This is a genomic window from Capnocytophaga sp. oral taxon 412 str. F0487 (assembly GCF_000271925.1).
Lineage (GTDB): Bacteria > Bacteroidota > Bacteroidia > Flavobacteriales > Flavobacteriaceae > Capnocytophaga > Capnocytophaga ochracea.
Genome location: NZ_AJZR01000026.1, coordinates 1 through 13,651, shown reverse-complemented (window position 1 = coordinate 13,651; position 13,651 = coordinate 1). Strand labels below are relative to the sequence as shown.

Genomic DNA, 13,651 nt, shown 5'->3' with positions numbered 1-13,651 from the left:
ACCCCAAAACCTTTTCAGTTAGACGAAGTAACCCTTTCTAACAAAAACATACTACAAGAAGCCTATAATCACGCTAGCACCAATTATCCTATGGAACCTTTTGCCGAAGATTTCTTTTTGCGCTGTATCCTCAAACGCAATGGTGAACTCGTGAAAATAGAAGATTTCAGTGGGCGTATCAAACGCGATAAATTATTAGGAGTCAAGAAAAATTTCACCTTTCAATTGCTAAATATGCGTAAATTTGGTATAGAAAAGAAAGGTATGCGAGCAGACGATTTCGATATCCCTTCCTTAAATGATGTTTTTCAATGGTGGAGCAATATTCTATTTTTAAATCAAGAAAACTATCATTTTTCACGACCTAAAACTGTAGATGAACAACATCAGAAGATAGAATATACACCTAAAAGCGAAGATGATTATCAAAAATCAATAGGATATTTTATCATCAATACTAATGATTATGCTATTAAAGAACGTATTTATAAAACCAACCCTAAAACTATTCATAAAATACCCTATACTAAAAAGCCTTTTATAAAGTATAGAACTATTGATTATTATTGTAAAGATAAGCTTGAGAAAGATGCTAAAAAAGGCAAGTATTTTATAGCCAATGCCATAGTTAACGCAAAAGTAGAAGGATATGTAGGCGAAGAAAGAATAGTATATGATGTAAGTTTCGAGCTCATTGTTACCCACCCTTTTTCAGACCTCAGTACTTTTAAAGCCAATGTAAATGGTAAAAAAGAACTGTTTAAATTAGAGGTGCCCTATAACAAAGAATTTTGGGAGACCCAAAACCAACTCCCCCTTACCAATGAAATGCGCGATTTTATCAATAAACCCCACAACCCAAAAGAATACCGTGTAATTTCTAATTTTTAACTGTTAGAATACTAAAGCTTCAATAAGCAAAAAGCATTTCTCAATACCTCAATCACCTCAAAAAAAATTAACAGTTTAAAGGAGGAATTGTAGTACAAAGATTGTAACGTATTGATTTATAATGTTAGTATAGTTAAAGTTTTGTTAAAATTACACTTGCTTATTGACACGTATTTTTTTTATATATATCTTTGTGCCAGAAAAAGGAAGTAACCGATGCCTTACCCAAAGAAGGTTTGATTTTCCATTTTAAAAATACAAATAGCTATGGAAACAAAATTCAACAAAGAGCAAGTTTGCGAACTTGACGAAAAAGCCTTAGTAAATGCGTTTGAAGTTGAAGAACTTGAAAAACGCTATGAAATGGGGTGGTTTGGCACCACTTGGAAAGGAGGGGTTCAAGGAGCTGATAGAGGATGGAATCTTCAAACAGGAGAAGATGTTCCTTTAGAGAATTATGGTCCCTTAACTTATCCACAACATCAGGTAACACCTGAAGGAGTGGATATAACCGCCGATTTAGAGATTCATTAAATTTCTAAATAAAAGACTACTCTTTTATGAGTAGTCTTTTCTAGCAAAATAAGGCTTATGAAAAAAAATATATTCACTTTTTTTATATGTGTTTTTATTATAACATTATCTTTTTCACAAAACAATATCTCTAAATATCTTGTAGATAAAGATACCAAAGTTCCTTTACGGTCTGCTACTATCCATAATGCGAGCAACTATACTATCACTAATGACGACGGGCTTTTTGTATTCTATTCTGCTAATGATAGTATTACTATCAAAATGTTAGGCTATGAAACCCTCAGAACTACTTTCAAAGCGCTGAGTCGTACAAAAGACACCTTGTACCTTACCCCAAAACCTTTTCAGTTAGACGAATTAACCCTTTCCAACAAAAACATTATACAAGAAGCCTATAATCACGCTAGCATTAATTATCCTATGGAACCTTTTGTTGAAGATTTCTTCTTGCGTTGTATCCTCAAACGCAATGGTGAACTCGTGAAAATAGAAGATTTCAGTGGGCGTATCAAACGAGATAAATTGTTTGGTGTGAAAAAAGAATATGCTTTTCAGATCCTCAATATGAGGAAGTTCGGTATAGAAAAGAAAGGATTACGGGCAGATGATTTTGAACTTCTTTCCTTAGATGGTCTTTTTGATTGGTATAGTAATTACTTCTTCTTAGATCCAAAGGAGTACCGTTTTTCATACCTTAAAGTCATAGATGAAACACATCATCAGGTAAGTCATACCTCTAAAAATGAAGAGGATTACAAAAAAGGAATAGGTCATTTTATCATCAGTACTGATGATTATGCTATCAAAGAACGTCTTTATAAAATCAATCCTAAAGTGATTGACAAAATACCTTTTACTAAAAAGTTAGCAGGAAAGTATAGAGCTATTGATTACTATCTGAGAGAGAAATGCGAAAAAGATTCTAAGAATAATAAGTATTTTATTTCTAATGGAGTAATGACTCAAAAGGTAGAACTCTACACACAAGGTGAAAGAATAGTATATGATGTAAGTTTCGAGCTCATTGTTACTCACCCTTTTTCAGATCTTAGTACTTTTAAAGCCAATGTAAATGGTAAAAAAGAACTGTTTAAATTAGAGGTGCCTTATAACAAGGAGTTTTGGGAGGCTCAAAACCAATTGCCTCTTACCAATGAAATGCGCAACTTTATCAATAAAACCCACAACACAAAAGAACACCGCGTGATATCTAATTTTTAGCCTTATGCCCACTACCGAGAAGTCTCCAGAGTTTTATAAGCATTACCCTGCGTTGTTTCACGCTTATTTTCCTAGTGTAAGTGCTGAAACCTTGCGCTTGCTCTGCAAAGCGGGTTATACCTATTACAATGCAGTACTTTGTTTAGACGCCTTAGTAGATGAGGGCGATACAAAAGCATTGGTGGAAATGCTTGCCTTGCAAGAGGAAACAATTAAAATTCTCACGAGTATTTACGGTTATAAATCGCCTTTTTGGGGGCTTTGGCAACAGCGTAAAGAGGAGTACTTTAAGGCTATACAAACCGAAAAGCGCCTGCTTACTACCTCTGAGGTATCGTTTGAACAATACAGTAGCTTAGCAGATGACAAGTCGGCTTTTGGCAAAATAGCTATAGATAGCCTTTGGGTACAAAGCAACACTCAAAACAAGGTTGTGTACGAAAAATTATTATTGTCGCATCGCTATTTTTCAGTAGGGTTTCAGCTCTATGACGATGTAAAGGATTTTGCACGTGATGTACGCCGTGGGCAATTCAATTGGGCGGTCTATCAGTTGCAACAAAAGGTAGATTTTACAGGAGAACAACACGAGCCTAACACTCTTCATAAATATTTGTTTGTAAAAGGCGTGGGGCAAGACTTGCTGAAAGAAGCTATTGTGCAGTTTGAAAAGGCAAAAGCTGTAGTAACTGAGCTGAATATTCCCAGCGGGTGGTTGCAAACTATTGAGCAGATGATTAGCACTATCCAAAGCTATTTGGAAACTACCGAAGGTTATTTGGCTGTGCTAAAAACTACTCTTGCTCTTAAAAAAGAACGAAACATTGCCCCTTTTTTCAATTTTTCGGCAGTAAAAGAAGAGAGCATACACAAAGGCTTGGATTTTATAGAGCAAGATTTCCGCCAGCATTACGCTGAACTGAAACATACTATGTACTTAGGTAATGCCGAAGGCTTTGAAAATACTTGTCAGGTACATACTTCCGATACTTTTCAGCGTGCACTATTAGACGATTGCTTGTACACTATTGCTCAAAGATACCAGTTGCCCATTACATCTTTCTTTGAGGAGGAATACCACTTCTTTATGGAGCGTATCAATCCCGAAGTAGGTGCTTGGCAATACTTCCCCACCGTACAAGAAATAGCTCCTGATATTGACGATTTGGCGCAAATAATGCAGTTCTTTATTCATATTGGCAAAAAAGATGAGATTGCTAAGCAGTGTCAAAAAGCTATTGATACGGCTATCAATAGTAGAAGTTGTGCGAATGGGGGCATTGAAACGTGGATACTCCCCAAGCACAACCTAACACCTCTACAGCAAAAGCAACAGTATTTCAACGAAAGCAAATGGGGGACAGGTCCCGATGTGGAGGTAGTAGCTAACTTCTTGTATGCGCTCTATCTTTATGACCCAAAAGCCTATTTGTCTGTTATCCAAAAAGGAATTAGTTATTTATTCTCTCAACAAAAAGAAGAAGGTTATTGGGAGAGTCGTTGGTATTACGGCAATTATTACGGTACCTACGTTTGTGTGCGCTTGTTACAATGCTTTGGTGAGCAATATACAAAACAGATACAGCGTGCTGTCAATTATATCAAAACCCATATACCTACTGAACCCCTTTCTATAGCATTGGCTTTACTCACTTTAAAAACAGTGGGGCTCAACACTGATGAAACTGCTATAATCCTACAAAAACAATTGCTTGCTACTCAAAATATCTCAGGAGGGTGGGAAGCTATGAACTTTATCAAACCTAAAGTGTACGAACCTTATAAAAGCGAGACACTCACTACTGCTTACGCTCTTAAAGCCCTTTGCTTCTAATGCAAAACAAAATTCCACATATTAATCCCTCTATTACTTTCAATAAACTCAGTGATAACGAGTTTATTCTATGTAACACTCTGCATAAGCATTATTTGAAAATCAATAAAGACACTTATAACCTCCTTTCACTCATAGACAATGAGCGCTCTCTTCAAGAGATATGTGAACTACACAACCAGCAATCTGAAAAGAAACTTACGGTAAGCGCTCTGCACTTTCTTTTTTACGACAAACTCTCAAAGTATGGACTCTTAGTAGGCGAAGAAGAACAACTAAAACCTTATCAAAAACCTTCCTATCTCAAACTGAGTTTTATCATTTTTAGCAAGCGTTTTATTGCCAAAATCACCCCTTCACTACATTTTCTTTTTCGTAAGAAAATAGCTTGGCTTATCTTATTCGTCTGTGCAATGGTGATAGGTACAGAGCTTTATTTACTTTTAGACGGCTATAAGAGTTTTAAAGTGCAAGAAAGTGTTATTTTCTTTTTGGTGGTAATGGCTATAAGTGTTACTTTTCACGAATTGGGGCACGCTACTGCAGCAAGCCATTTTGGAGCAGAACACGGAGGAATTGGCGGTGGTTTCTACCTATTTACTCCCGTTTATTTTGCCGATGTTACTGATGTATGGCGACTCAAAAAATGGCAACGGGTGGTAGTAAATTGTGCAGGAATGTATTTTGAAATCATTTTCTGTACTTTGCTCTCATTAGTAGGGTTATTGTTAGGACAAATAAGTCTGACTCTCATTGCTATTATTGTTTGTTTACATACTTTTTTTAACCTCAATCCATTTCTCAGAAGCGATGGCTATTGGATACTCTCAGATATTACTAACAAACCTAACCTTTTGCAACACTCTTTCCGCAAAATAGGTGATATTTTTAGAATGATCAAAGGTAAAAAGGTACAGTGGACGAAAATAGATTTTCTCTTATTAGTCTACGGTTTAGTAAGCTATAGTTTTATTGTACTGTTTGTGTATTACGTACTATTTAAAAACCCACATTCTATATTAAACTTTCCACAGAACTTGTATCATTTCCTTAAAAGTTTATGTAATAAGGACGCTACCATTAGTTTGGTATCATTTGGTGAGTTGATTGTACCAATGTTATTCTTCTATTTGTTGTTCAGCTTTTTAAAAGGAATGTTGAAGAAAAGAGGTTAGGGTTTAATTATCAGGTTTTAGTGGAACTTTTCTAACGACAAATAATTTTCTCTCTAATTTTACTTACAAGTCTCACTTTCTTTTTGAGGTTTTTCTCGTTAATAAGCAGAGATTGGCTATTTGTTCAGTTTCATCAAAAACATATTTAATAAAGTGTTTTTCTAAAGGCAAAAGCGTCATAGTTAAAAGGTAAAACTGAATGTTTGAATAATGAAAAGCTTGTGAGGAACAAGGTAAGAATAATTTCTAATTAACAGAATAGACAATTTGCAGATGAAATACTTTGCGGTTTTTTTGTTAAAAAACCACTTTTACCTGCATTTTGTTCAAAAAATTTCAGCCTTTTTTACCCATCTGATATTCAGTTTTCTAACGCCTTTCCTTCGCCTTAGCTTCGGTTTAGATTCGCCTTAGGTTCGTCTTACCTTCGGTTAAAGTAGCTAAAAAGTAAAATATAAAAATAAAGACAATATATTGACTATTATATATTTATAGTTTTTAAAAAGTTTTAAGATACTCAGCTCTTAAATCTGAAGAAAATGCAAGCATTTAACAAGTATTAACATTTTTATTAATGGATAGATTTGCCAATGCTCTATTTCCTGAATTTGCCAATTCACTAATTATTTACTACTTTTGCCGAAAATTACGTTGTAACTTATTATATGAAACATAGATTCCCCATATTGCTCACTATATTCATCGCCTTACTGCTGTGGCAGTGCGCCCGTCGTGGTTCGCCCACAGGAGGTCCCAAAGATACTACCGCACCTGTCCTTTTGCAGTCGGTGCCAAGGTCGGGAGCAATGAAGTTCCACGGCAAGAAAATACGTTTGCAGTTCGATGAGTTTGTGGTTACCAAAGACGTGCGCAAACAGCTTATCATCTCCCCCCCGATGAAAACCTTCCCTACTATTTCGCCTACTTCAGCTTCGAAATGGTTGGAAATAAACATTATCGATACCCTAAAACCCAATACTACCTACGTGCTGAACTTCGGCAATAGCATTCAGGATTACAACGAAGGTAATCCTTTGTCCGATTTTAAATACGTGTTTTCCACTGGCGATGCGCTTGACTCGCTTTGGTATGAAGGTGATATTGCCGATGCCATTGCCCCTAAACCCGATAACTTTGTAACGGTGATGCTCTACCCTTATAATGAGCAGTATAACGATTCGCTCGTGTACAAAACGCAACCTACTTACGTCACCAATACGCTCGATAGCCTCGATAGCTTTGTGCTCGAATACCTTAAAGAAGGCAAATACAAGCTCATTGCGCTGAAAGAGAAGAGTGCGAACTATCTGTTCAATCCCAAAGACGACAAAATTGCCTTTATGGAAGAACCTATCACTGTCGCCGATTTGAAGGGGAATCCACAGGGGTTCTACCCCAAATTGCGCTTGTTTAAAGAAGTACCTCCTTATAAAGCACACCGTCCTACACAAGTGGCGGGCAACCACATACAGTTTGGCTTCGAAGGTAAAACCGATAGTGTGAACATCAAGCCCATATCACCGGTGAGTAAAGATTTTAAGTATATCGTCTCCAAAGACCCTAAGAAAGATACGCTTAACCTGTGGTATAGCCCTAAACAGAAGGATTCTTTGGTATTTACAGTAGCAAAACAGAAAAAAATTGATACGTTTAAAGTCCGTATAAAGGAAATGAAGAACGACAGTTTGCAGATAGAGAACCTTTTTTCAGGTGATTTGCCGATGTACAAAGACTTTGGTTTTAGGAGTAATATCCCCATAGTAAAGACCGATAGCACTAAGCTAAAAGTATTTGCAGGCAAAGATTCTACGGCAGTAGCTGTTCCGTTTAAAACACAATTAGCGCCTAATCGTTTAGAATACTATGTGCTATTCGATAAAAAGAACGACGAGACCTACCGCATAGAAGCACTTCCTAATGCGCTCATCGACTTTTTTGGACATACGAACGATACGCTAAAAGTAAACCTACATACCAAAAAACTCGAAGAAGTAGCCATTTTTAAGCTACACCTCAACACCGATGAGAAGACCCTGCAATACCCTGTTATTTTGCAACTCACCAACGAAAAAGCTACCGAGGTAGTGCGAGAGCTTTATGTTGAAAAACCACAAGAGCAATATGTGTTCGAGAACGTAAACCCCAGTAAGTTCCGCTTACGGCTGATAGAAGACAAGAATGCTAATCGAGAGTGGGACACAGGTAGTTTCCTTGAACAACGCCAGCCCGAGCGAGTCTGGTATTTCCCGCAACTCATAGAGCTCCGCGCCAACTGGGAAGTAGAAGAAACTTGGCAAATTGATAATTAGCATTTGCTATGTAGATAAAAATTATTATCTTTGCCCGAAAATAATACACACAGAATTATGACAACTGAACTCATACAATTATACGATACCGTAAGTGAAAAAATAGGTAAGGAAGGAGCTGCAGCATTAGCCAGTTATCTTTCTAAATTTACTGATGAACGCGTAAAGGCAAATATTGATAACTTAGTAACCAAAACAGAATTTCATAAAGAAATAGCAGAAATAAGAATGGATATAGCCGAATTGCGTTCAGAACTCAAGCAAGATGTTGCAGAGTTACATACTGAGATAACAGAGTTGCGCTCAGAACTCAAGCAAGATATTGCAGAGCTACGCTCTGAATACAAACAAAATATTGCTGAATTGCGTACTGAGATTGTGGCACTAAGAGCAGATTTGCAAGATGAAATGAAAGACGGTTTTGCTAAGATGAATCGTATTTTTATACAATGGCTTATAGGATTCTTTACTTCATTAGTAATTCTGATATTAACACTTTATTTTAATAGGTAATAATAATAAATATTGTAAAAAAAGCCTCATTGCACAGCAATGAGGCTTTTTAGTGAGTGTAGTTCAGATGAAGGAATACGAAAGAAGAATGGAAAAGATTCAGTGCTTTTACTCGTTAAAAAATAGAATACTATCAGAAGAGAACTGTGATTAACTGCTTAATTATAAAGTATTTTATATGTTTTTAATATATTTTTCGTAAAAAAACTATTAAAAAATTTGCAGATTAGAAAAATAGCAGTACCTTTGCACCGCAAAAATGAAATGTGATTGGTCTATGGTGTAATGGTAACACAGCAGATTTTGGTTCTGTTATTCTAGGTTCGAGTCCTAGTAGACCAACAAAAGGCTTCCTATAAGGAAGCCTTTTTTGTTTTACAAGAAGGGAGAAAATAACCGCACGATACGTTCTATAAGCTGTTTGAACTTACTTCGCTTTTCCCACGCTTCTAACCTTAACAAACTTGCGTCTTCCAAATCCTTGTAGAAAATCCTGCGCAAATCACTTGCAACTTCTTTGTTGTACACTAAGGCATTCACTTCAAAATTAAGGTCGAAACTCCGCGCATCGAGGTTAGCTGTCCCTACTGACGCTACTTCGCCGTCTATCACAAAGGTCTTGGCGTGTACAAAGCCCTTTTCGTATCGGTAGATTTCTACCCCTGCTTTTAGTAGTTCTTCAAAAAACGATTCGCTAGCCGTATGCACAAACACCGAATCGCCTTCTTTTGGTACAAGTAATTTCACTTCTACCCCGCTAAGTGCCGCAATGATAAGAGCTTCTTGTAGCGAAGTGTCGGGAATAAAATAAGGAGTGGTAATCAGGATTTCACGCTTGGCAGCGTAGATGAGTTGTACGGTAGCGAAGAGAATGTTAGATAGGTCAGAATCTGCACCGCTAGAGACGATTTGTGTAAAATAATCGGTAGGGTAGGGTTGTGTGACTATGGGGAAGTAAGGTGCATCGATAGCTACGTTTTCCTCACTGCAAAAATTCCAATCTTGTAAGAATACCGCTTGCAATACGTGAGCTGAGTAACCTCGTACTTTTAGGTGAGTATCCCGCCAATAGAGAGCATTAGGTTCATCGTTGTTGTACTTATCACTGATGTTGATGCCTCCTACGAAAGCGGTATAACCGTCCACCACCACTATCTTGCGGTGGTTGCGGTAGTTCATACGGTTAGCGAGTTTTACAAAGTTGATTTTGTAAAAAGGGAAAGCAGGCACACCATTGGCTAAGAGTTCTTTTACTATATTCTTGCGAATGCCCTGACTTCCGAAATCATCATAAATAAAGCGCACTTCTACCCCTGCTCGCACTTTCTCAATAAGGATATTTTTAATGGCATTGCCTATGTGGTCATTCTCGTAGATGTAATACTCTATATGAATATGGTGCTTTGCTGCGCGTAGGGCGTCGAGTAGTTCAGGGAAGAGGTTTTCGCCATTGCATATCACCTTCACCTCTTCGTTAGGGATAATAGATAGGCGTTCTTCTATGTTCGAGAGGAAGCGTAAACTCTTTTCATAAGGGGCGATGATGGCAGTATCAAGCGAGTTTAGATGGGCACGTATCTGCGGATAGATATGTTCTAATCGCTGACGAAAGGATTGGTCGATAGTGAGCTTTTTGTGGTATATTTTATGCTTGCGATAGTTGATACCAAATGAGAAGTAAAAGATAGCTCCCAATATAGGCACAAAGATAACCAAGAGCAAGTACGCTAAGGCTTTACTCACCGAACGGGTGTCCCACACGATGCGCAAACAAATAGCGATTATCAGTAGGACGTAGAGGATTTCATAGAGCAGAAGGAACTTCATTTTTCACTATTGTCAAGTAATTCTGCGATGTCGTATACTTTTACTTGTGTTTCTTTGTTTTTTGTCTTTATACCATCGGTCATCATAGTGTTGCAAAACGGACAAGCGGTAGCGATGATATTGGGGTGCACTTCAAGGGCTTGCTCAGTGCGCAAAACATTGATATCCTTATCGCCTTTTTCAGCTTCTTTGAACATCTGAGCGCCTCCTGCTCCACAACAAAGAGCACGTGCCTTACAACTCTTCATCTCTACCAAATCAGCATCGAGTTTTTGTAAGAGTTCACGCGGGGCATTGTACACCTTGTTGGCTCTGCCCAAATAACAAGGGTCGTGAAAGACGATGCGTTTCCCTTTAAAAGCACCGTCCTCAATAGTAAGTCGGCCTTCCTGCACCAAAGCTTTGAGCAATTCGGTATGATGGACGACTTCATAGTGTCCGTCTAAGGCAGGATATTCGTTTTTAAGAGTGTTGAAACAGTGTGGGCAAGCGGTTACTATCTTAGTAATATGGTAGCTGTTCAGCACTTTGATATTCGTTATTGCTTGCAATTGGAAGAGAAATTCGTTACCTGCACGCTTGGCAGGGTCGCCGGTACAGCTCTCTTCGGTGCCGAGTACGGCAAAGCGCACCCCTGCTTTTTGCAAGAGGTGAGCAAAGGCTTTGATAATGCGCTTGGCGCGGTCGTCAAAACTACCAGCACAGCCTACCCAGAAGAGTACCTCGGGGGTTTCGCCACGAGCTGAGAGTTCTGCCATTGTTGGGATCATACTATAGTAATAAAGTTTGTGATATTATCAGAGTTATCAAACGGGGTAGGCACGAGCTACAAGCTCGCACTAATCGTTAAACACTTCTACGGTTTCTTCTTTGAGGACAAAATCGGTGAATTTGCCCTTATAGCGGGTGGCTTTTACGATGTGATTGTCTATCCAATGATAGTTGCCTCCTCGAGGTTTGCCAAAGATGATGCCGTGATACTTAAAACCGTGCTTTTTGAGCCATTGCTCGGTAACTTCGCGGTGTGCTTCGGTACGTGAGGTGAAAAAGTAAATCACGTGACCTTCGTCATACCATTTGTTTACTTGTGCTAGAGCATCGGGAAATACTTCGGCAGTAGCCATACGCTCGGGTTCTTCATTGGGGATATCCTCGCCTACCGTGCCATCAATATCGATGAGGTAGTTTTTCACTCCCTCTGGCAATATAGGATTTTTATTGCCTTGAGCATCTTCTTGTAGTGTTAATTTTTCAGTCATAATATTTGAATTAGCAAATTGTTAAGGAATCCATTTCTTTTCGAAGTTAGGTTTGCGTTTTTCGAGGAAGGCATCACGTCCTTCTTTGGCTTCATCGGTCATATAAGCAAGGCGAGTGGCTTCGCCAGCGAACACTTGTTGCCCTACCATACCGTCATCGGTGAGGTTCATCGCGAACTTAAGCATCTTTATAGAGGTAGGCGATTTGGCCATTATCTCTTGCGCCCACTCAAAAGCTGTAGCTTCGAGCTCATCGTGAGGGACTACGGCGTTTACCATTCCCATCTCGAAAGCCTCTTGAGCAGAATAGTTGCGCCCTAAGAAAAAGATTTCGCGCGCTTTCTTCTGTCCCACCATTTTGGCAAGGTAGGCAGAGCCATAACCGGCATCGAAACTCGTTACATCGGCATCGGTTTGCTTAAAGATAGCGTGCTCTTTGCTAGCGAGGGTAAGGTCGCAGACTACGTGCAATGAATGTCCGCCCCCCACAGCCCAACCAGGGACTACGGCAATCACCACCTTGGGCATAAAACGGATAAGGCGTTGCACCTCGAGGATATTGAGGCGATGATAGCCATCGTCGCCCACATAGCCTTGGTGACCACGGGCTTTTTGGTCGCCCCCACTACAGAAGCTCCACACGCCATCTTTAGGAGAAGGGCCTTCGGCAGAGAGCAATACGGCGCCTATATTGATGTCCTCGTAAGCATCTTTGAAGGCATCGAGGAGTTCAGCGGTGGTTTTAGGGCGAAACGCATTGCGCACCTCAGGACGGTTGAAGGCGATACGCGCCACCCCGTCGCATTTTTTATACGTAATATCTTCGTATTCTTTTACGGTTATCCAGTTCACAATTATGTATTTTATCTTTTAGAGTGCAAATGTACAAATATTTTTTAATTGACGACTTCCCTTCGGTCATCGTTCGTCACATACTCGGCTGCGCCAGCTCGCCGACTTTCCTTCGCTTATCCTTCGCTCATCGTTCGGTGAAGATAGCTATTAAGGGAACTGCAAAAAGGCTGTTCAACTATGGGTTGATAGTTACGATTTTACCTTCTTTCCAAACTACTATTTTCTGTTGTTTTTTGCGCTTTTCAACAATCATTCGCTCATAAGCAAGGTCTAAACCTTTTAAAAGTTTATCTTTTAGACCCTCTTTCTTAGTTATTTTATCTTTCATCATTATTTTTCATTAAGTTAAACTTGTCGTTGTTATAAATTATGATACCTTTATGCCTTTCCTTTTGAGCTATAAGTTCCTTTCTTCCCTCTGAATTATCAAATATATAACAAATATCTACCATATCAATATAGATAGTAAAGAGATTTGCAATACCGTTATAATACCTTCTTTCAATGGTTTGAGAGGGAATGCTATGCCCTCCCTCGGAAACGCGCTGAGCGACCCGCTCTTTTGCCATTGTTACATTACGTAACCAAAAGAACAAAAAGGTAACCTCATAGCCATTAGCTTGCCCCCATTCTATTTTTTGCTTATAGCTTTTAGTAGCCAAAGTAGTTTCGAAGGCAAAAGTTTCTCCTTTTTGCAATAGTTCGTCCATACGAGCGAGCATAATTCTACCTGCTTGTACGGCGACACACTCTGGCTGGAAAGGTGATAGCCCCTTAGCGATCTCGTCGGCATTGATAAACTCTTTGCAACCAAGTACTTCGGGTAAAATAGTAAAGGAAGCAGTGGTTTTTCCCGCACCATTACAACCTGCTATGATATAGAGTTTTGGGAGCTTAGACATCATTAAAACTATTTCTTTGCTGCTCGTTTGGGTTTTCAAGTGTTTTTATTTCATCACCTAAAACGGTAATTACTTGATTGTTGGAAATAGGTCGCAAATCTATTCTCTGTGAATAGTCATTTACTACTTTTTGAGAAGCTTCCTTGTAAGGGAAATTCAGATAGTGAGGTAAAAGGTAAAAATCTACCAAATGTAATCCTGAATAATCAGTGAGTTCAGGGGCTTTTTTTGTTTCGTCCATATCACTAACAAATTCAACAGTAGGAGAGGCAATGACAGAACCTGCTGAAGTACCTATGTACAACTTTCCATTATTAATTTGTTCAAT

The 13,651-nt window shown here is 38.7% G+C and carries 14 protein-coding genes and 1 tRNA gene; 8 read left to right on the top strand and 7 right to left on the bottom strand.

Features of this window, described 5'->3' with window-relative positions; translation table 11 throughout:
- The 8 genes from HMPREF1321_RS04325 to HMPREF1321_RS04290 all read left to right on the top strand — a co-directional run.
- Positions 1–891, top strand: an 891-nt coding sequence (locus tag HMPREF1321_RS04325) for a hypothetical protein (RefSeq protein ID WP_009421524.1), incomplete at its 5' end; no start/stop codon positions are given.
- Positions 892–1,158: 267 nt separating this feature from the next.
- On the top strand, positions 1,159–1,425 hold the full coding sequence (locus HMPREF1321_RS04320) for a hypothetical protein (protein WP_009418941.1): 267 nt from the start codon (positions 1,159–1,161) through the stop codon (positions 1,423–1,425).
- A gap of 57 nt (positions 1,426–1,482) precedes the next feature.
- A complete protein-coding gene (locus tag HMPREF1321_RS04315; protein WP_009421525.1) occupies positions 1,483–2,649 on the top strand; it encodes a hypothetical protein in 1,167 nt (388 codons plus the stop codon).
- A gap of 4 nt (positions 2,650–2,653) precedes the next feature.
- Entirely contained in the window at positions 2,654–4,483 is a 1,830-nt protein-coding gene (locus HMPREF1321_RS04310) for a prenyltransferase/squalene oxidase repeat-containing protein (RefSeq protein WP_009421527.1), read from the top strand.
- Positions 4,483–5,658: a M50 family metallopeptidase gene (locus HMPREF1321_RS04305; protein WP_009421519.1), complete on the top strand. Its 1,176-nt coding sequence runs from the start codon at positions 4,483–4,485 to the stop codon at positions 5,656–5,658. The genes HMPREF1321_RS04310 and HMPREF1321_RS04305 overlap by 1 nt, the downstream gene beginning before the upstream one ends.
- A gap of 665 nt (positions 5,659–6,323) precedes the next feature.
- Positions 6,324–7,967, top strand: coding sequence for an Ig-like domain-containing protein (locus tag HMPREF1321_RS04300; protein WP_009421522.1), 1,644 nt, complete (start codon positions 6,324–6,326; stop codon positions 7,965–7,967).
- A 57-nt stretch (positions 7,968–8,024) separates the two neighbouring features.
- Positions 8,025–8,480 (top strand): DUF1640 domain-containing protein, encoded by a 456-nt coding sequence (locus HMPREF1321_RS04295; RefSeq protein ID WP_034575687.1) that lies wholly within the window; start codon positions 8,025–8,027, stop codon positions 8,478–8,480.
- Between the two features lie 271 nt (positions 8,481–8,751).
- Positions 8,752–8,822, top strand: a tRNA-Gln gene (locus HMPREF1321_RS04290).
- A gap of 33 nt (positions 8,823–8,855) precedes the next feature.
- Here HMPREF1321_RS04290 and cls read toward each other — a convergent pair.
- The 7 genes from cls to HMPREF1321_RS04255 form a co-directional block, all read right to left on the bottom strand.
- Positions 8,856–10,307: a cardiolipin synthase gene (cls, locus tag HMPREF1321_RS04285; RefSeq protein ID WP_009421529.1), complete on the bottom strand. Its 1,452-nt coding sequence runs from the start codon at positions 10,305–10,307 to the stop codon at positions 8,856–8,858.
- Positions 10,304–11,077 carry a (Fe-S)-binding protein gene (locus tag HMPREF1321_RS04280; RefSeq protein ID WP_009421520.1) on the bottom strand — a complete coding sequence of 258 codons (774 nt, stop codon included), beginning with the start codon at positions 11,075–11,077 and terminating at the stop codon, positions 10,304–10,306. The genes cls and HMPREF1321_RS04280 overlap by 4 nt, the downstream gene beginning before the upstream one ends.
- 69 nt (positions 11,078–11,146) lie before the next feature.
- Positions 11,147–11,566, bottom strand: a complete 420-nt coding sequence (locus HMPREF1321_RS04275; protein WP_009421521.1) for a phosphoheptose isomerase — start codon at positions 11,564–11,566, stop codon at positions 11,147–11,149.
- 21 nt (positions 11,567–11,587) lie between these two features.
- Positions 11,588–12,418 (bottom strand): 1,4-dihydroxy-2-naphthoyl-CoA synthase, encoded by an 831-nt coding sequence (locus HMPREF1321_RS04270; RefSeq protein ID WP_002681990.1) that lies wholly within the window; start codon positions 12,416–12,418, stop codon positions 11,588–11,590.
- Between the two features lie 178 nt (positions 12,419–12,596).
- Entirely contained in the window at positions 12,597–12,752 is a 156-nt protein-coding gene (locus tag HMPREF1321_RS11850) for a hypothetical protein (RefSeq protein WP_157461784.1), read from the bottom strand.
- Complete coding sequence (locus HMPREF1321_RS04260; protein ID WP_009421526.1) at positions 12,739–13,323, bottom strand: zeta toxin family protein; 585 nt, start codon at positions 13,321–13,323, stop codon at positions 12,739–12,741. The genes HMPREF1321_RS11850 and HMPREF1321_RS04260 overlap by 14 nt, the downstream gene beginning before the upstream one ends.
- A partial coding sequence (locus HMPREF1321_RS04255) for a Type 1 glutamine amidotransferase-like domain-containing protein (protein WP_034575683.1) occupies positions 13,316–13,651 on the bottom strand: 336 nt, incomplete at its 5' end. The genes HMPREF1321_RS04255 and HMPREF1321_RS04260, both read right to left, overlap by 8 nt.